The following is an 18663-nucleotide window of genomic DNA, read 5'->3' as shown; positions in this document are numbered from 1 at the left end:
CGGCGGTACCTGGTGGCCGCGGGGGCGGTCGTCGGGTGCCTGGGGCTCGGCGCGGCGCTGATGCCGTGGCCGTGGGACGGGCGGGACGGCCCGCGGGGCGCGCCGGGCCCGGAGGCGCTGGCGCGGGCGGCGGTGGCTGCGGGGGTTCCCGCCGCGCTGCCGGACCTGGCGGCGCTGATCACCGACCGCGAGGCACAGGTGCGCCGGCACCCCGGGGACGCCGGGTCGTGGGCGGTGCTGGGAAGGGCCTACGTCGAGCAGGGGCGGCGGCTGGCGGACGCGGGGGCGTTCCCGCGCGGGGAGCGGGCCCTGCGCAGGTCGCTGAAGACCCGCAGGAGCGCGCAGGCGCTGGAGGGGCTCGCGGTGCTGGCGAACGCCCGGCGGGACTACCGGGCGGCCCGCGGCCACGGCGAGGCCGCGCTGAAGGCGGAGCCGGGCCGGTGGACGGCGTACGGGCCGCTGATCGAGGCGTACAGCGGGCTCAACGACCACAAGGCCGCCAAGCGAACCCTCGACCGGCTGCTGACACGGCGGTCGGACCCGGCCACGCGGGCGCGGGCGGCGGCGGTGTACCGGGACCGGGGCCGGCGGGAGGACGCGGCGGCCGCGCTGTCGGACGCGGTGGCGGCGGCCCGCACGCCGGCCGAGCGGGCGGCGTGGCTGGAGCGGGCCGGGCAGCTGGCGTTCGAGCGCGGGGACCGCGAGGCGGCGCTGCGGCACTTCCAGGAGGCGCTGCGCACCGACCCCGACCAGCGGGCCGCGCAGGCCGGGCAGGGCAGGGCGCTGGCCGCGCTGGGCCGGGCCGGCGAGGCGCTGAGCGTGTACCGGACGGCGCTGGAGAAGCAGCCCAGGCCCGCGTACGCGCTGGAGCTGGGCGAACTGTACGAGTCGCTGGGGCTCGGGCAGGCGGCGCGGGTGCAGTACGACCTGCTGCGGGAGCGGGTGCGGGAGGCGGCGGCGGGCGGCGTGGACGAGTATCTCGTGCTGGGCCTGTTCGAGGCCGATCACGGTGATCCGGCGGAGGGTGTGCGGCTGCTGCGCGAGGAGTGGCGGCGTCAGCCGGGGATCGCGGTCGCGGACGCGCTGGGCTGGGCGCTGCACCGGGCGGGCGACGACGCGGAGGCGCTGGAGTACGCCGTGCGGGCGACCGACCCGGAGCGGGGCGGCGGGGTGCGCAGCGCCCTGTACGCGTTCCACCGCGGGATGATCGAGCGGGACCTGGGGCGGGCCGGTGCGGCGCGGCGGCATCTCGGCGAGGCGCTGCGGATCAACCCCTGGTTCTCGCCGCTGCACGCGCCGGCGGCCCGCCGGGCGCTGGGCGCGCTCGGCGAGCCGGGGGACGGGCCGCTGCCGGACTGAGGGTGCCGCCGCACCGGAAGGTGCCGGGGCGGGGTGCCGGCGTCCCCGCCGGGGCCCGGTGCGGGGGCGGAGAGGCGGAGCCGGGCGGGGCGGGTGTCAGAGGTTGCCGCGCTTGGCCTGCTCGCGCTCGATCGCCTCGAACAGGGCCTTGAAGTTGCCCTTGCCGAAGCCCATGGAGCCGTGCCGCTCGATGAGCTCGAAGAACACCGTCGGGCGGTCCTGGACCGGCTTGGTGAAGATCTGCAGCAGGTAGCCGTCCTCGTCGCGGTCGGCGAGGATCTTCAGCTCGCGCAGGGTGTCGACCGGCACCCGGGTGTCGCCGACCCACTCGCCGAGGGTGTCGTAGTAGGAGTCCGGGGTGTCGAGGAACTGGACACCGGCCGCGCGCATGGTGCGGACGGTCGCCACGATGTCGTTGGTGTTCAGCGCGATGTGCTGGACGCCGGCGCCGCCGTAGAACTCCAGGTACTCGTCGATCTGGGACTTCTTCTTGGCGACGGCGGGCTCGTTGATCGGGAACTTGACCTTGAGGGTGCCGTCGGCGACCACCTTGGACATCAGCGCGCTGTACTCGGTGGCGATGTCGTCGCCCACGAACTCCTTCATGTTCGTGAAGCCCATGACCTTGTTGTAGAAGCCGACCCACTCGTTCATCCGGCCGAGTTCCACGTTGCCGACGCAGTGGTCGACGGCCTGGAAGGTGCGCTGCGCGGGCGGCTCCACGAGCGGCCGGGCGGCGACGTACCCGGGCAGGTAGGGGCCGTCGTAGCCGGAGCGGTCGACGAGGGTGTGGCGGGTCTCGCCGTAGGTGGCGATGGCGGCCAGGACGACGGTGCCGTGCTCGTCCTTCACCTCGTACGGTTCGGCGACCGGGGTGGCGCCGTGCTCGACGGCGTAGGCGAACGCGGCGCGTGCGTCCGGCACCTCGATGGCGAGGTCGACGACGCCGTCGCCGTGCTCGGCCACGTGCGCGGCGAGGAAGCGGCCCCAGTCGGTGCTCGGCTTGATGACCGAGGTGAGCACGAAACGGGCGGAGCCGTTCTCCAGGACGTAGCTCGCGGTCTCGCGGCTGCCGTTCTCCGGTCCGCAGTACGCGACCAGCTTCATGCCGAAGGCGGTGGAGTAGTAGTGCGCCGCCTGCTTGGCGTTGCCCACGGCGAAGACGACCGCGTCCATTCCCTTGACCGGGAAGGGATCGGCCTGCCGGGCGGTGTCGGGAGTGTGGTGTGTGGTCTGCGTCATAGCCGAAGGGTCGCCCCACTCTGCAAGGTGCGCAATAGTTCCCTTGATTGCTGGTCAACATGTACAGCGACGGAGCAGGAACGGCAGGCTATCTGTACAGGATGACCACCTGGAGGTGGGGTATGGCGATCGATCGTCTGGACGGCCGGATCATCGTGCTGCTGGCGCGCGAGCCGCGGATCGGTGTGCTGGAGATGTCGCGGCGGCTGGGCGTGGCACGCGGGACGGTGCAGGCGCGGCTGGACCGCCTCACGTCGAACGGGGTCATCCGGGGATTCGGTCCCGACGTCGATCCGGCGGCCCTCGGCTACCCGGTCACCGCCTTCGCCACCCTGCAGATCCGGCAGGGGCAGGGGGCCGACGTACGGGCACACCTGGCGAGCGTTCCGGAGGTGCTCGAACTGCACACGACCACGGGCAGCGGGGACATGCTGTGCCGGCTCGTGGCGCGTTCCAACGCCGATCTCCAGCGTGTGATCGACCGGGTCGTCGGTCTCGACGGGATCGTCCGGGCCTCCACCGCGATCGTGATGGAGAACCCCGTGCCGCTGCGGGTCATCCCGCTCGTTCAGCAGGCGGCGCTCGGGGCGCAGGCGGCCGAGGACCGGGAGCAACCGATGCGGTCGTGAGGCGGGCGCGGGTGACGTTCTGACACGGAGCCGAGGGCCAGGGGTCGCGAGCCGGGCGCGGAGGGCCAGGGGTCGCGAGCCAGGCGCGGAGGGCCAGGGGTCGCGAGCCAGGCGCGGAGGGCCAGGGGTCGCGAGCCAGGCGCGGAGGGCCAGGGGTCGCGAGCCAGGCGCGGAGGGCCAGGGGGCGCGAGCCGGGCGCGGAGGGCCAGGGGGCGCGAGCCAGGCGCGGAGGGCCAGGGGGCGCGAGCCAGGCGCGGAGGGCCAGGGGTCGCGAGCCAGGCGCGGAGGGCCAGGGGTCGCGAGCCGGGCGCGGAGGGCGAGAGGGCGGGCGGTCCGGGGAGCCCTGCTCGGCGGCTCGGCGGCTCGGCGGCTCAGCGGCTCAGCAGCTCGGCGGCTCAGCAGCTCAGCAGCTCGGTACGGTGCCGGAGCCCGACTCCAGGGCCAGCAGTGCGTCCACCGCGCCGGTGAGGGTGGTCACGGGGATCAGGCGCAGGCCCTCGGGCAGCTCCGACTTGGCGTCCGAGCACTCCGCCTTCGGCACCAGGAACACCGTGGCGCCGTCGCGCCGCGCGGCCTGGGTCTTCAGGGACACCCCGCCGACCGGGCCGACCTTGCCGTCCGGGTCGATGGTGCCGGTGCCGGCGATGGTGCGGCCGCCGGTGAGGTCGCCGCCCCGTCCGTCGCCGTCCAGCTTGTCGACGACACCGAGGGAGAACAGCAGGCCCGCGCTGGGGCCGCCGACGTCGGCGAGGTTCAGGGAGACCTTCACGTCGTCGGAGTCCAGCTTGAGGTAGTTCAGCGCGGCCTCGGCGGCGTCGTCCTGGGACTCCTTCATCTGCTCGGTGTTGTGCCGCTCGATCTCCTCGACGCTGCCGCCGGTCGGGTACACCGAGTCGCGCGGCATGACCGCCCGGTCGGTGCGGAACCAGCTGTCGGCCACGTCCGCGAGGGTGACGTGCGCGTCCGGACCGGTCGCCTCGATGGTCGTCATCCGCAGCTGACCGCTCGTGGGGCGGGTCGGGGCGCCCGAGATGGTGATCACCTGGGTGCCCTGGTTCCGGCCCAGCACGTTGGCCGTGAGGCCCGGCTGCGCCACCGTGAACGGCAGCGGCGCGAACACCGCCGTGGCGATCAGGGCCACGACGGGTGCGGCACAGACGGCGACAGCCTGGGGGCGTGTGAGACGAGAGAGCACAGAGTCAATCTAACGTGGCCGCCGCGACGCCCCGGGCCCCGGCCGGGTTCCCGGGCCCCCGCCGGACCGTCGGCCCGGGAACCCGGCCGTCCCCGCGACACCGCGGGCCCCGGCCCTTCCGCGGACGCGGAGCCGCCTCCCGTGCCCTTGTGCGGGGGCCGGGTCTCAGCGCAGCGCCTCCGCGACCTCGCGGGCCGCCTCGACCACTCTGGCCCCCACCCGCTCGGGCACCGCGTCGACCAGCATCACCACTCCGACGCTGCCCTCGACGCCGGTGACGCCGAGCAGCGGCGCGGCCGCCCCGCTGGCGCCCGCCTCCAGTTCGCCGTGGGTGAGGGTGTAGCCGGGGTCCTCCAGCGGGCTGAACCGGGCGGACAGGATCGCCTTGCCCGCCGCCCCCCGGTCCAGCGGATGCCGGAAGCCGGCCCGGTAGGCCACGTGGTAGTCGGTCCAGGTCGGTTCCACCACGGCGACCGCCAGCGCCTCGGCCCCGTCGACCAGGGTCAGATGCGCGGTCGCGCCGATGTCCTCGGCCAGCGACCGCAGCGCCGGCAGCGCGGCCTCCCGGACCAGCGGGTGCACCTGGCGGCCGAGCCCCAGCACCCCGAGGCCGACCCGGGCACGCCCGCCGAGGTCACGCCGTACCAGGGCGTGCTGCTCCAGCGTCGCGAGCAGGCGGTACACGACGGTCCGGTTGACGCCGAGCTTCTGGGACAGCTCGGTCACCGTCAGCCCGTGGTCGGTGTCGGCCAGTAGTTTGAGGACCCTGAGTCCCCGGTCGAGCGTCTGGGAGGTCTCCGCGGTCACGACGCCCACTCCTTAGTGGTGAGGTCGACGGCCCCTCGCGGCGGATGCGTCGCGAGGTCCCGCCGGCGACGCGCTACAGAGGCCGCCGATCGGCGGACGGCCCGGTCGGTCCGGGCCCAGTCGCTTCACGGCTGCGCTCCGCGGCGGCGCTGCCACGGGGCGTGTGCGTAGCGGGACATTAGCGAAGGGGGTTCGCTGAGCGGAAGGCTCCGTCCAGAATCCGGTCAGTGGCCGGAGAAGACTGCTGCCCTTTGTCCTGATACACGCAGGCGCCTCCGGCACGATCGTGTCCCGCACGACATGTCCCGGGGCGCCCGGCGGAGTGACGCGGAGCGTCAGCGCATCCGCGTGGCCCACTCCTGCACCTTGGCGATCCGCTGCCGCAGCTGTCCCGCGGTGGCCTCCGCGCTCGGCGGCCCGCCGCACACCCGGCGCAGCTCGGTGTGGATCACCCCGTGCGGCTTGCCGCTCTGGTGCACGTACGCGCCGACCATGGTGTTGAGCTGCTTGCGCAGCTCCATCAGCTCCTTGTGGGTGACGACCGGCCGCCGTTCGGCGGGCATCTCCAGCAGGTCGGCCTCGGCGTCCGGCTTCTTGCGGCTGTGCGCGATCTGCCGGGCCTGCCGCTTCTGCAGCAGCATCTGCACCTGTTCGGGCTCCAGCAGCCCCGGGATGCCGAGGTAGTCCTGCTCCTCCTCGCTGCCCGGGTGGGCCTGCATGCCGAACTCGGCGCCGTTGTACATCACCCGGTCGAAGACGGCGTCGGACTCCAGCGCCTCGAACGGCAGCATGTCCTGCTCGCCGGTGTCCTCGTCCTGCTGCCGCTCGGCCTCCTTGAGGAGCTTGTCCTCCTCGGCGTAGGGGTCCTCCTCGCCGTGCTTCTTCGGCCGGTCCAGGACGTGGTCGCGCTCGACCTCCATCTCGTGGGCGAAGGTGAGCAGGTCGGGCACCGTCGGCAGGAACACGGACGCCGTCTCGCCGCGCCGCCGCGACCGCACGAAACGCCCGACGGCCTGCGCGAAGAACAGCGGCGTGGAGATCGTCGTCGCGTACACCCCGACCGCGAGCCGCGGCACGTCCACGCCCTCGGACACCATGCGGACGGCGACCATCCAGCGGTCCTGGCTGCCGCTGAACTCGTCGATGCGGTCCGAGGCGCCCGCGTCGTCCGACAGCACCAGCGTCGCCCGGTGCCCGGTGATCTCGCGGATCAGCTTGGCGTAGGCGCGCGCGGAGTCCTGGTCGGAGGCGATGACGAGGGCCCCCGCGTCCGGGATGGCCTTCCTGACCTCGGTCAGCCGCTGGTCGGCGGCGCGCAGCACGCTCGGCATCCACTCGCCGCGCGGGTCGAGCGCGGTCCGCCAGGCCTGGCTGACGGCGTCCTTCGTCATCGGCTCGCCGAGCCGGGCCTCGATTTCGTCGCCCGCCTTGGTGCGCCAGCGCATGTTGCCGCTGTACGACAGGAAGATCACCGGGCGGACGACGTGGTCGGCGAGGGCGGAGCCGTAGCCGTAGGTGTAGTCGGCCGCGGACCGGCGGATGCCGTCCTGCCCCTCCTCGTACGCCACGAAGGGGATCGGGTTGGTGTCCGAGCGGAACGGCGTACCGGTGAGTGCCAGGCGCCGCGTGGCGGGCTCGAAGGCCTCCAGGCAGGCCTCGCCCCACGACTTGGAGTCGCCCGCGTGGTGGATCTCGTCGAGGATGACCAGCGTCTTGCGCTGTTCGACCCGGTTGCGGTGCAGCATCGGCCGTACGCCGACACCGGCGTAGGTGACGGCGACGCCGTGGTACTCCCGGCCGAGCGGGCCCGCGCTGTACTCCGGGTCCAGCCGGATCCCTATCCGGCCGGCCGCCTCCGCCCACTGCTTCTTCAGGTGCTCGGTCGGCGCGACCACGGTCACCTGCTGCACGACGTGGTGGTGCAGCAGCCAGGACGCGAGCGTCAGCGCGAAGGTCGTCTTGCCGGCGCCGGGGGTGGCGACCGCGAGGAAGTCGCGCGGCTGCTCCTGGATGTACTTGTCCATCGCACCCTGCTGCCAGGCCCGCAGCTTGCTCGCGGTGCCCCAGGGGGCGCGGCCGGGGAACGCCGGCGACAGGTGGTGGGAGTGCGTGGAGGCGGCGGAGGTAGTCACGGTCTCCGAAGGGGTCGGGCTCGGCTGGGATGACGACCGGGCCACCCTACCGGCGGCCCGGCCGCGTCAACCCGCGAACGCCGCGGGGTCGCCCGCGGGTGGGACCGACGTCACAGTCGGCGTGCGCGGTACGGCCTGCCGGGCCGCTGTCCCGCCGCGTCGCGCTCCTCCGGCCCGCCCCGGGCACGAGGGGGGGGTGCGGCGTACCGACCGTGCGCGGCGGCGTCGGTGCAGGGTCCGGCCCCCCCGGGTCCGGCCCCCCCCGGGTCCGGCCCGGGTCCGGCGGGGGTACGTGGGCGGGTCCGGGGGAGGTACGCGGTGCGCGCGCAGGTCCGGCGTGGGTGTGCGGGCGGGTGCGGCGGAGGCGCGGGGGCAGGGGCCGGTGCCGGGGCCGTGCCGGGCGGCGGTCGTCCCGCCCGGGTCAGGCGCCTTCCGTGCGCAGCCGCGTCGTCACCCAGGCTCCCACCAGCGCCACCGCCGCCATCGGCAGGAACACCGCGGTGAAGGCGGCCGGATGGGAGCCGGAGGACTGGGCGGCGGCATGGCCGGCCGTGCCGCCGCCGAGCGCGGCGAAGGCGGCGCCGCCCGCGGCCAGGAGCAGGACGTTGGACAGGCCGTCGGATATCTGCAGGGCGGCCGAGTTGGCGCCGGCCTCCTCGGGGGCGGACAGCTGGAGCAGCAGCACGCTGGTGGAGGAGATCACCAGCCCCATCCCGAAGCAGCCGAACGCCCAGGCGACGGCGACGGTCCAGGCGGGCACCGCGTCGACGAGGACGCTCGGGGCGGCGGCGACGGCTGCGGCGACCAGCACCATCCCGACGGTCATCAGCCGCTGCCGGTGGGGCTCGACGCGCGGGCGCGACTGCACCCAGGAGCCCGTCGCCCAGGTCAGGCCGCCCGCCGCCAGCGAGAACCCGGCGAGGGTCGGCGACAGTCCGCGCTGCGTCACCAGCATCAGCGGCACGAACGACTCGGCGGCGATGAAGGAGCCCGCCGCCAGCCCGCGCAGCAGCACCACCGAGGGCAGTCCCCGGGCCGCCCGGTACGTTCCGCGCGGCAGCAGCCCCCGCACGGCGGGCCCCAGCAGGGCCGCCCCGGCCACGGCGGGCAGCAGTGACGGCCAACGCAGGTCCTGGGCGGCGTACTGCAGCAGTCCCGCCCCCAGCGAGATGCCCAGCGCGAGGCGGATGCGGCGCCGGTCCGCCGAGCCCCGCGGGCCGGCCGGGCGGCCCCCGTCCGGGCCGGTCACCGGTCCGGACGCCCGGCTGCGTATCTGCGGGAGTGCCAGGGCCAGCGGGACCACGACCAGGGCGGGGATGCCGACGAAGACCCAGCGCCAGCCGAGGTGTTCGGTGACCGCGCCCGCGGCGAGCGGGCCGACCACGGACGGAACGACCCAGCCCGCCGCGAACGCCGCCATGATCGCCGGGCGGAGCCGCTCCGGGTAGGCGCGGCCCACCACGACGTACAGGGCGACGATCACCAGGCCGCCGCCCAGCCCCTGGACCGCCCGGCCGAGGATGAACAGCCACATCGCGCCGGCCGTCCCGGACAGCAGCAGCCCCGCGGCGAAGGCGGACATCCCCGCGGTGAGCGGGCCCAGCGGTCCTCGCCGGTCGGCCCACTGGCCGGCGAGCACCATCCCGAACAGGCTGGTCGTGAAGTACCCGGAGAACGCGAACGCGTACAGCGGCACCCCGTGCAGCTCCCGCGCGGCGACCGGCATGGCCGTCCCCACCGCCGTGGCCTCGAAGGCGATCAGCACGATCACGGACACGATCCCGATGCTCAGCGCCCGGTGGGCCCGGCTGAGCACGCCCTCGTCGGCCTCCGCGTCGGGCGGGAGGGCGACAGGGATGGGGGCGACGTCCGCGTCGCGCGGGTCCAGGGCAGTCATGGCCGTCAGCGTAAGGCGCCAAGCGCGGGTTGACCCCTGTCGGGAGGCCCGGCCGCACTGCGACCTTGGTCGTAGGCCCCGGCCTCCTGCCGCACCGGTCCGGCAGGGCGGTCGGGTGCTTCCGCGGCTTGAGCGGCTCCCGGTGCTGCCCGTGAACGCCGTGCGGCGGGCCGGCAGTTGAGGCCACGACCGCCTCCCTGCGGCGCCGTCCGGTCTCTCCGTGCGGCCGGGCGCACCGGGTCCGGCGGGAGGGCGCAGCCGGGAGGACCGGCCGACGGCCGCGTGCCCGGGTGGGTCAGGAACGTGCCCGTGCCGGGGGGCAGCCGGGCCGGCTCCCCGCAGCGGCCTCCAGCAGGGCGCTCTCCCGGCGTATCTGCCACAGCGAGAAGGCGAGGGTGGAGACGTCCGTGCTCAGCGGGTGGAGGGTGCCCTCCGGCTCGCTCCAGTCGAGGATCTCTCCCCCGTGGCCGTCCAGGACGACGCTGCTGTCGTCCGTGAGCCGGCCGAGGCGGACGAGGCGGCGGGCGTCCCGCCCGGACCCGGCCGGCCGGAGCAGGCCGGGCCGCTCCTCGGCGCAGTACTCCGTGACCGGCGCCAGCGGTACGTCCGTGTCCAGGTGGAAGAGGAAGCCCTCCTCGGGCAGGCCGGTCTCGCGCAGGAAGCGGCGGGTCGGTTCGTGGGTGAGGACCGCCGGGAAGTCGACGTCCTCGAACCGCACCACCCGGCCGCGGCCGAACTCGCGGTCCAGCAGGCGGTAGGGCAGGTCCAGGGCCAGTCCGGACCGGCCCCGGGCGTGTTTCGGCGGGAGCCGCAGTGACGGCTCGCAGCTCAGCAGACTCATGTTCTCCCCCGTGCGTGGTCGTGCTCAGGAGCAGCGGCCGCCACACGTCCGGGCAGCCGCGCCCACTGCCAGAAGACTACGCGCCCCCACTGACAGCCGCCCCGCCCTGTGGACGACGGACACGGGGCTCCGGGTTCCGCCCGCCGGCCCGCCCGGGCCCCCTCGCGGGCCCCGCCTCACGGGCCCCGGCCCGCGGGCCGTGCCACCGGCCGCGCCCGCCTCGCCAGTCCGCGCCTCGCCGGTCTGCGCTTCGCCGGTCTGCGCCTCGCCGGTCTGCGCCTCGCCGACCGCACCTCGCGGACCGGGCCTCGCGGACTGCGTGTCGCGGACTGCGTACGACTGCGCATCACCGGCTGACTGCGCATCACCGGCTCCGGGGATCACCGGCTCCGGGGATCACCGGCCGTGTCCCGCGGCCTGCCCCTCAGGGGCTCGCGCGAGTCCCGCCTCAGGTGCTCTGGACGACGACCGCGGCCTGCGGCCTGATCGGCAGCCGGTTCACGGGCCGCCCGGTGGCGGCGCGCACCGCGGACGCGATCGCGGCCGGTGACGCCACGACCGGCACCGCGCTGACCGCCTTCGCGCCGAACGGGGCCACCACGTCCCGCTCCTCGACGAGCTTGACGATGCGGATGTCCGGGGCGTCCAGCGCCGTCGGCAGGGCATAGCCGGTCAGGTCCGGGTGCCGGATCGTGCCGCGGGGGGTGCGCAGGTTCTCGGTGAGCGCGATGCCGACGCCCTGCGTCACACCGGCCTCGATCCGGGCGGCGAGCTGCGCCGGGTTGAGCACCCGTCCCACGTCCTGGGCCACGGCGACCTCCACCACGCGCACCGACCCCAGCTCGACGTCGACGTCGACGACGGCCCGGATCGCGCAGAAGGCCAGCCCGACGAACGCGTCGCCCTGCCCGGCCCCGTCCAGCGGCTCGGTGGGATGCGGGCGGCACTGGGCGGTCGCCCACAGCTCCTTGCCCTCCAGCGCCTCCGCCACGGTCGTCGACAGCACCCCGTCGTACGAGGTGATCTTGCCGTCCGCGATCTGCAGCAGTTCCGCGGACATGCCGAACGTGTGCGCCAGCGGCTGCAGCAGCTGGGTGCGGACCATCTTGGCGGCGCGCTCCACCGCGCCGCCGGACACCCAGGTGTGCCGTCCGCGGCAGCCCGGCCCGGCGGGCGGCTGGTCGGTGTCGACCGGGGCCACGTGCACCTCGTCGACGCCGAGCGTCTCCTGCACGATCTGCCGGGCGAGCGTGCTGAAGCCCTGCCCGGTCTCGACGGCCGCGCACAGGACGGTCGCGACGCCGTCGTGGACCTTCACGGTCGCGGTGGACACCTCGTCGGCTCCCTCCGCGCCGAGCATGTGCACCATGCCCAGGCCGTAGCCCACGCCGCGGCGCACCGCGCCCGGTTCGCCCGCGCCCTCGGGGCCGCCGGGCAGCAGCCACTCGTCCTCGGGGGTGTCCTTGGGCAGCGGGGGCAGCGGGAAGTCCCGTACGGCCTGGAGGAGTTCGGCGACCGGTGCCGGGCAGGTCACCGTCTGGCCGATGGGCAGGACGTCGCCGGTGGCCAGCACGTTGCGCAGCCGCACCTCGGCCGGGTCCAGGCCGAGCTTCTTGGCGAGCTTGTCCATCTGCGCCTCGTGGGCCGCGCACACCTGCATGGCGCCCTCGCCGCGGACGTGGCCCGAGGGAGGGTTGTTGGTGCGGACGGCCCAGCCCTCGATGAACGCGTTGGGGACGACGTACGGGCCGCAGGCGAAGGAGACGGCGGCGGCGAGCGCCTCGGCGGAGGTGTCGGCGTAGGCGCCCGCGTCCAGCAGGATCTGCGCCTCCACCTTGACCAGCCGGCCCTCGGCGTCGGCGTGGTGGCGGTAGCGCAGCAGCGTGGGGTGGCGGTGGGCGTGGCCGAGGAAGGACTCCTCGCGGGTCGCGGTCAGTTTCACGGGGCAGCCGGTCTTCAGTGCCAGCAGTCCGAGCGGGAGCTGGAAGCCCTGGTCCTCGCGGTCGGCGGTGGCGCCGGGCACTCCGGTGACGACGATCTTCACCAGTTCGGGTGCCAGGCCGTAGCAGGCGGCGAGCGCGTCGCGGTCGGCGTGCGGGTCGGTGGAGGCGGTGTACAGCTCGACACCGCCGTCCGGGCGGGGCACCGCCAGGCCGGCCTCGGCGCCGATGGGGGCCGGGTCCTGACGGCCGATCCGGTACAGGCCCTCGACGACGGTCTCGCCGACCGCGTCCGGGTCGCCGTGGCGCAGCGGGATGTGCCGGATCAGGTTGCCGTCGGGGTGCAGCGGCTCGGCCTCGAAGGCGAGTTCGGGGTCGGTGACCGGGTCGAGGACGTCGTACTCCACGATGACGGCGGCGGCGGCCATCCGTGCGGTGTCCGGGTGGTCGGCGGCGACGGCGGCGATGGGCTCGCCGTGGTGGCGGACCACCTCGGAGGCGAAGACCGGCCGGTCGGCCGTGCCGCGGCCGTGCACGGAGCTGCCCGGCACGTCCTCGTGGGTGACGACGGCGCGCACGCCGGGCATCTCGCGCGCGTGGGCGGTGTCGATGGATGTGATGCGGGCGTACGGGTGCGGGGAGCGCACCACGGCCGCCCACAGCAGGCCCTCGGCCCACAGGTCGGCCGCGTAGGGGAAGGTGCCCTCGGTCTTCGCGCGCACGTCGGCCGGGGGCAGGGAGGAACCGATTCCGTGCGGCAGCGCCTCGGGAGCAGCGGTCGTGGCGGCGGTGGTGGCGGCGGTGGTCGCCGCGGCGGCATCGTTGCTCACGCCTGGCCTCCGTCCTGTCCCGGTCCGTCGTGGCCCCGGCCTGATCCGTGGCCCGGTCCGTGGCCGGGTCCGTGCCCCTGATCCTGCCCGGGCCCGTGGTCGTGGCCGTGGCCCGGTGAGTACGTCTGGTCGCCGTACGCCGGATCGCCGTACGACCGGTCGCCGTACGGGTGGCCGCCGTACGCCTCGTCGCCGTACGACCGGCCGCCGTACGGGTGTTCGTCGTACGTCTCGGCGTCGTGCGTCTCGCCGTCGTACGTCTCGTCGTCGTACGCCTGGTCGCCGTACGTCCGGTCGTGCGGGTCCGGTGCCCCCTGCTCCCCGGCCTCGTGCGCCGGGACCGGCGGCGTCGCAGGGGGGTGGACGCCGCCCCCGCCCGGTCCGGCCTGCTGCGGGATGCGCGGCTCGTCGTCGTGGTCGCCGGACTCGGCCTCCCGGAGCGCCTCGCGCCCGGCGACGACCTCCCGCACGGCGTCCAGGACACCGCGGTAGCCCGAGCAGCGGCAGAGGTTGCCGCACAGGGCCTGCCGGGTGGCCAGTTCGGTCGGCGCCGGGTCGCCCTCCAGCAGGTCGTGCACGGTCATCGCCATGCCGGGCACGCAGAAGCCGCACTGCACCGCGCCGCATCGGGCGAGCGCGCGCTGCACGTCGGAGGGCCGGCCGTCGGCCGCCAGGCCCTCCACGGTGCGCACCTCGCTGCCCGCCGCGGTGGCCGCGGGCACCAGGCAGGAGGCGACCAGCCGGCCGTCGACCTGCACGTTGCACGCCCCGCACTCGCCTTGCGAGCAGCCGTCCTTGGCCCCGGCGAGGCCGAGCCGCTCGCGCAGCACGTACAGCAGCGACTCGCCGATCCAGGCGTCCGTGACGGGCCGGTCGGCGCCGTTGACCCGCAGGACGTACGAGGCGAGCGGGTGTTCCTCGGAGGGAGCCGGTGCGGACTCGCCGGGCACAGGCTCCCCGGGCACGGGCTCCCCGAGGTCCTCCGGGGCCGTCTCGGAGGCGGCCCCGTCCTCGGCGGGCGCACCGGAACCACCGCGCGCCACCGGAGCGGCGGCGTCGGTGCCGCGGGCGGAGACGGTGCCGGTCGCGGTGCCGGTCGCGGTGCCGGTCGCCGCGCTGGTCGCGGTGCTGGTGGCGGTGTCCGTGCCGGAGCGGGCGGAGGAGGCGCCGGCGGTGGCGTCCCCTCCGGCCGCGCCGTCCGCGCCGTCGGGTGCGGGCCCGAAAGCCCCTGCGGCGGGGGATCCGGCGGCGGCCGCGGCGGCGTGCGCGTCCGTGGCGGTCGCGTCCGGCCGGGCGGGCGGCTCGGCGTCCGCCGCGGCCCGGTGGCCGCCGGCCCCGGCGGGGCCCTCTCCGGCCTCCGCGGTCCGTCCGGCCTCCGCCGCGTACGGGGATTCCCCGGGCGCCTCCTCGGCCCCTCCGCGCGGCGGTGCGCCCGCGGCGGGCGCGGTCGGCCGGTCCGGGCCGCGTTCACCGTGCCCGGGCGCGGCGGCCGCACCGGCCGGTCCCCGGCCGCGCCCCTGTCCCCGGTCGTGCGCCTGGCCGTGTCCCGGGTCGTGTCCCTGGCCCCGGTCGTGCGCCTGGCCGTGTCCCGGGTCGTGTCCCTGGCCGGACCCCCGGTCCGGCCCGTGGTCGGTGAACGGACCGGCGGCCGGCCCCTGTCCGCCCCACGTCCGCTCGGGGTCCTGCGTGGCCCAGGGCGCGGGCGCGCCGCCCGGCAGCGTGGCCGGAGCGGTGCCGCCCCACTGCTCGACGAGCGAGGTCGTGGTGTACTCGCCCGACTCGTCGGGGAGGTCGCCGCCCGCCACCGGGATGGACCACTGGCCCGTCACCTGGTGGCCGGGGGCGGGCTCCCGGGCGGCCGGGTCCTGGAACGTCCACTGGCCGGTCGAGCCGGGGTCGTGGGCGAACCGGTCGTCGCCGGCGGCACCCTGGGCGGGTGCGGGCCACCCGGCGCCCTCGACGGGAGCGGCGGGCTCGGCGGGCATGGTCCAGGCGCCGGTGGCGGCCGGGCCGGTGCCCTCGTGCGGGGCGGGGGCCGCCGCTATCGGTGGCGGTACGTAGCCGTGGCCGGGCGCGGCGAGCGGGCTGTCCCCGGCGAACAGGGCGTCGATCCCGCCCTCGGGCAGCTTCACGAAGGCGGTGGCGCCGTCGTCGTAGTCGCCCTGCGGGAGCGGGTCCCAGCGGCTCGGCTCCGGGGAGCCGCCGTCCCCGTGCTGGTCGTCGGTCATGCCAGTGCCCTCCCCAGTGCTCGTCGGGCCAGCGCGGCGACAGTGCGCCGCAGGTGCAGTACGGCGGGCGGCAGCGGCGTCACGGAGCCGTCCTCCTCGGGCACCGGGTCGGGGATGCAGGCCGCGGCGACGTACTCGCCGAAGGCGCCGAGTGCCTCGGGGACGATCGACCGGTCGTTGTCCCAGTCGATGAGCTGCGCGATCCACTGCTCGGCCTCCAGCGGCCGCAGCGGCATGGGCGCTATGGCACCCACCGCGCAGCGCACGCCCCGGCGGGCGGGGTCGAGGACCAGTGCCACCGACGCGACGGCGCGGCCGGGCCCGGTCCGCCCGGTGGCCTTGAGGAACACCTGCGGGGCGTGCAGCAGGGGTACCCGCACGTAGCCGATGAGTTCCCCGCCGCGCAGCATGTCCATGCCTGCCAGCAGGTGGGAGACGGGGATCTCGCGGCGTGCGCCGCCCGGCCCGGCGACGACGACGGCCGCCTCCAGGGCGGCGAGCACGGGCAGTGCGTCGCCGGTCGGGGCGGCGGTGGCGATGTTGCCGCCGAGGGTGCCGGCGTTGCGGATGTGCGGCGGGCCGGCCGCGCGGGCGGCGGCGGCGAGCGCCGGGATCAGGGCGGCGAAGTCGGGGCGGCCCATGCGCGCGTGCGTGAGTCCGGCCCCCAGCAGGGCGTGGCCGTCCTGGTACTGCCAGCCGCGGATCTCGCTGATCCGGCCGAGGCCGACCAGCGCGGTGGGCCTGAGCTGCCCGGAGTTCACGGCGGTCATCAGATCGGTGCCGCCCGCGACGGGGACGGCGGCGGGCATGGCGGTGAGCGCCGCCACGGCCTCGTCCAGCGTCGTGGGCAGCGTGACGGCCTGCGTCGCCTGCGGTGCGTGCGTGGTCAAACCGGCTGCCCCTTCCCGCTGCCCCACCTGGTGCCACCTGTGCTGCCGTACGGTACGTGCTCACAGGGCGGACGTGGCAACTCTGGCACATCATCGCAGGGACCGAACGCGGGGGTCCGCTAGGAGTCTTTCGCCCGTTTCACCGGCCGGATGACCGGTTCACTCCGTTCCACCGATGAGTGCCGATTGCCCCGTTCCAGCGACACTTGCGGGGTTTCAGCGGAGCTGCACCCCCCGGTGGTTCCGTCGTCCCGCCCGTCGCCATACCCGGGCGAGGCGGCGGGGCGTCGGTCCCCCGGCCGGCTCGGCCGCCCCGGCGCCGGTCGCCGCGCCGAGCGGGCCGAGTGCGGTCCGCCCCGGTGCGGCAGCGCCGCGGAGGGACGCGGGGAACCGCGCGGCCGGCCACGACGGCGCTGCGGCCGGCCGGGGCCTTGCCACGGCACTCCCGGCGGAGCGCTCAGCGGTCGGGCGGCGTCCCCTCCAGGGGGCGGCCCAGGACGCCGGGCCGCCGCTGCCAGGGGTGGGGTCCGGCGGGCGGCCGGTAGGCGACGCCCAGGGCGTCCAGCCGCGGGTAGTGGGCGGCCATCCGCCGCTCGAAGGCGGCGAAGTCCCGCTCCCGCGGTCCGGGCAGGGGGCTCCAGGCCACCTCGGCGAAGGCCGCGAGCCGGGGGAAGACCTGGTAGTCCACGCGCGCGTGATCCTCCATCACCTCGGTCCACACGTTGGCCTGGGTGCCCAGCACGTGCCGGGCCTGCTCCGGGGTCAGCGCGGCGGGAACGGGCTCGAAGCGGTAGACGTCCTCCAGGGTGCGGACGTGTCCGATGGGGACCGGCTCGTCCGGGCCCGCGGCCTGACGGTGGTCCAGGTACACATGCTGCTCGGGGCACATGACGACGTCGTGCCCGGCCCGCGCGGCGGCGATCCCGCCCTCGTAGCCCCGCCACGACGACACGGCGGCCCCCCGGGCGAGGCCTCCCTCCAGGATCTCGTCCCAGCCGACCAGCCTGCGCCCGCGCGCGGTCAGCCAGGTGTCGAAGTGCTGGATGAACCACGCCTGGAGGCCGTCCTCCCCGGCGAGCCCGAGTTCCCTGATCCGGGCCTGCGCGAAGGGCGACCGCTGCCACTGCTCCTTGGGGCACTCGTCACCGCCGACATGGATGAACTCCCCCGGGAACAGGTCCAGGACTTCCTCGAACACGCCTTCGTAGAAGCGCAGGGTGGTGTCGGTGGGGGCGAGTACGTTCCCGGAGACTCCCCAGTCGTCCCAGACGGTGAGGGCGGTGGTGTCGACGACGTCGGTGTTGCCGAGTTCCGGATACGCGGCGATGGCGGCCTGCGAGTGGCCCGGCAGATCGATCTCCGGGACGACGGTGATGTGCCGTTCGGCGGCGTAGGCGACGATCTCCCGGGCGTCGTCCTGGGTGTAGTGGCCTCCGTGCGGCTTCTCCTCCCACAGCGGTGAGGCGCGGTGGCCGAATCTCGTCCGGCCGCGCCAGGACCCGACCTCCGTCAGCCGCGGGTACCGCTTGATCTCGATGCGCCAGCCCTGGTCGTCCGTCAGGTGCAGGTGCAGCACGTTCAGTTTGTGCGCGGCCATCAGGTCCAGGTAGCGCAGGACGCCGTCCTTGGGCATGAAGTGCCGGGACACGTCGAGCAGCAGGCCTCGCCAGGCGAATCGGGGCCGGTCCTCGATCCGCAGCACCGGCAGCCGCCATTCCCGGCCCGGCAGGGGCGCACGCCGGTACGCGTCCGGGCCCAGCAACTGCCTCAGCGTCTCGACCCCCCAGGACAGCCCGGCGGGGCCGCCGCCCAGGAGGTCGACGCCCTCCGGCGTGACGGTGAGGCGGTAGCCCTCGTCGCCGAGGTCCTGCGCCGACGCCGGATCCACCCGCAGGCGGATGACGTCCCGGCGGTCCGCGGCCCCGGGGGCCAGCGGCAGGCCCGTCGCGGCGCCGAGGGTGTGGCGCAGTCGCCGTTCGGCCCGCTCCGCGCCCTCGCCCGCGGCGAGCCGCGTCGCCGGGCCCAGGACACAGAACCGGCCCGGGTCGGCCGTCAGGTGAACGGGCCCGGGAACGAGGTCGGTCGGCGAAGTCGCCGCATTCACGTCAGACACGTCGGCAGTCCTTGGTCCTTTTTCCGGATGACGCCCGGTCCGCGGACCGGAGGAACTCCCACCCGACCGTTCTCCCGAACGCCCCCGGCACACCGGTCCCGTGACCGGCCGCCACGCACGGCGAAGCGGGCGGGCGAAGCGCGACGGACGGAGGGAGGAAGGAGAAGAAGAGAAGGAAGAGAGCGGAGGGAGAGGAGACAGCGAGGGAGAGGAGACAGCCAGGCAGGAGAGCGAGGCAGGAGAGAGGGCGAAGAAGGAGGAGAGGGAGGAGAGAGGGAGAGAGAGGAAGGGGAGGCAGGGGAGGCAGGGGAGGCAGGAGACACGGGAGACGAGGGAGGAGGAACGAGGGGCGGTGAAGCGAGGGGCGGTGAAGCGCGGGGGCGGTGAAGCGCGGGGGCGGTGAAGCGCGGGGGCGGTGAAGCGAGGTGTGGGACTGCGGGCGGGAGGACGCTTGGCCCCTGCGGGCCGTGCGGCAGTCACCGCGCCGCGCGCGGCACTCACCCTGCCCGGTGCGGCAGTCGCCGCGTCCAGCCCGGGAATCGCCCTGCGCCGACGGGCGG

The 18663-nt window shown here is 75.5% G+C and carries 12 protein-coding genes and 1 pseudogene; 3 read left to right on the top strand and 10 right to left on the bottom strand.

Annotated elements, in window-relative coordinates:
• The first annotated feature begins 12 nt into the window (after nucleotides 1–12).
• Nucleotides 13–1359: a tetratricopeptide repeat protein gene (locus AC5K6T_RS24685; protein WP_493213449.1), complete on the top strand. Its 1347-nt coding sequence runs from the start codon at nucleotides 13–15 to the stop codon at nucleotides 1357–1359.
• A 96-nt stretch (nucleotides 1360–1455) separates the two neighbouring features.
• Here the strand turns inward: AC5K6T_RS24685 and hppD are convergent, their stop codons facing one another.
• Entirely contained in the window at nucleotides 1456–2601 is a 1146-nt protein-coding gene (gene hppD, locus AC5K6T_RS24680) for a 4-hydroxyphenylpyruvate dioxygenase (protein ID WP_493212335.1), read from the bottom strand.
• A 122-nt stretch (nucleotides 2602–2723) separates the two neighbouring features.
• On the opposite strand from hppD, the gene AC5K6T_RS24675 reads away from it, so the two are divergent.
• Nucleotides 2724–3230: an Lrp/AsnC family transcriptional regulator gene (locus AC5K6T_RS24675; RefSeq protein ID WP_493212333.1), complete on the top strand. Its 507-nt coding sequence runs from the start codon at nucleotides 2724–2726 to the stop codon at nucleotides 3228–3230.
• Nucleotides 3231–3633: 403 nt separating this feature from the next.
• Here AC5K6T_RS24675 and AC5K6T_RS24670 read toward each other — a convergent pair whose 3' ends face one another.
• The 9 genes and pseudogenes from AC5K6T_RS24670 to AC5K6T_RS24630 all read right to left on the bottom strand — a co-directional run bounded on the left by AC5K6T_RS24670 (nucleotide 3634) and on the right by AC5K6T_RS24630 (nucleotide 18103).
• Nucleotides 3634–4425 carry a S16 family serine protease gene (locus AC5K6T_RS24670; RefSeq protein ID WP_493212331.1) on the bottom strand — a complete coding sequence of 264 codons (792 nt, stop codon included), beginning with the start codon at nucleotides 4423–4425 and terminating at the stop codon, nucleotides 3634–3636.
• Between the two features lie 165 nt (nucleotides 4426–4590).
• A complete protein-coding gene (locus AC5K6T_RS24665) occupies nucleotides 4591–5232 on the bottom strand; it encodes an IclR family transcriptional regulator (protein WP_493212329.1) in 642 nt (213 codons plus the stop codon).
• Between the two features lie 335 nt (nucleotides 5233–5567).
• Nucleotides 5568–7364, bottom strand: coding sequence for a DEAD/DEAH box helicase (locus tag AC5K6T_RS24660; RefSeq protein ID WP_493212328.1), 1797 nt, complete (start codon nucleotides 7362–7364; stop codon nucleotides 5568–5570).
• Between the two features lie 421 nt (nucleotides 7365–7785).
• On the bottom strand, nucleotides 7786–9261 hold the full coding sequence (locus AC5K6T_RS24655; protein ID WP_493212326.1) for an MFS transporter: 1476 nt from the start codon (nucleotides 9259–9261) through the stop codon (nucleotides 7786–7788).
• A gap of 346 nt (nucleotides 9262–9607) precedes the next feature.
• Nucleotides 9608–10042: pseudogene (locus tag AC5K6T_RS24650) on the bottom strand (SUKH-4 family immunity protein); the annotation flags it as partial.
• A gap of 508 nt (nucleotides 10043–10550) precedes the next feature.
• On the bottom strand, nucleotides 10551–12872 hold the full coding sequence (locus tag AC5K6T_RS24645; RefSeq protein ID WP_493212325.1) for a xanthine dehydrogenase family protein molybdopterin-binding subunit: 2322 nt from the start codon (nucleotides 12870–12872) through the stop codon (nucleotides 10551–10553).
• Nucleotides 12869–15100 (bottom strand): (2Fe-2S)-binding protein, encoded by a 2232-nt coding sequence (locus AC5K6T_RS24640; protein ID WP_493212323.1) that lies wholly within the window; start codon nucleotides 15098–15100, stop codon nucleotides 12869–12871. The genes AC5K6T_RS24645 and AC5K6T_RS24640 overlap by 4 nt, the downstream gene beginning before the upstream one ends.
• The gene (locus AC5K6T_RS24635) at nucleotides 15097–15990 is read right to left on the bottom strand and encodes an FAD binding domain-containing protein (RefSeq protein ID WP_493212322.1); all 894 of its coding nucleotides are present in this window, start codon (nucleotides 15988–15990) and stop codon (nucleotides 15097–15099) included. The genes AC5K6T_RS24640 and AC5K6T_RS24635 overlap by 4 nt, the downstream gene beginning before the upstream one ends.
• A gap of 457 nt (nucleotides 15991–16447) precedes the next feature.
• Nucleotides 16448–18103 carry a beta-N-acetylhexosaminidase gene (locus tag AC5K6T_RS24630; RefSeq protein WP_493212320.1) on the bottom strand — a complete coding sequence of 552 codons (1656 nt, stop codon included), beginning with the start codon at nucleotides 18101–18103 and terminating at the stop codon, nucleotides 16448–16450.
• A gap of 100 nt (nucleotides 18104–18203) precedes the next feature.
• Between AC5K6T_RS24630 and AC5K6T_RS24625 the strand changes: the two genes are divergently transcribed.
• On the top strand, nucleotides 18204–18506 hold the full coding sequence (locus AC5K6T_RS24625) for a hypothetical protein (protein ID WP_493212319.1): 303 nt from the start codon (nucleotides 18204–18206) through the stop codon (nucleotides 18504–18506).
• Nucleotides 18507–18663: the final 157 nt, after the last annotated feature.

The sequence above is a fragment of the Streptomyces sp. B8-7 genome, assembly GCF_058833805.1.
The sequence above is the reverse complement of the archived record's forward strand: the minus strand, read 5'-3'. Positions and strand labels throughout refer to the sequence as shown.

Coding starts and splice junctions, on each gene's coding strand:
- hppD (WP_493212335.1), bottom strand. CDS start 2,601: ATGACGCAGACCACACACCACACTCCCGACACCGCCCGGCAGGCCGAT.
- AC5K6T_RS24640 (WP_493212323.1), bottom strand. CDS start 15,100: ATGACCGACGACCAGCACGGGGACGGCGGCTCCCCGGAGCCGAGCCGC.
- AC5K6T_RS24675 (WP_493212333.1), top strand. CDS start 2,724: ATGGCGATCGATCGTCTGGACGGCCGGATCATCGTGCTGCTGGCGCGC.
- AC5K6T_RS24655 (WP_493212326.1), bottom strand. CDS start 9,261: ATGACTGCCCTGGACCCGCGCGACGCGGACGTCGCCCCCATCCCTGTC.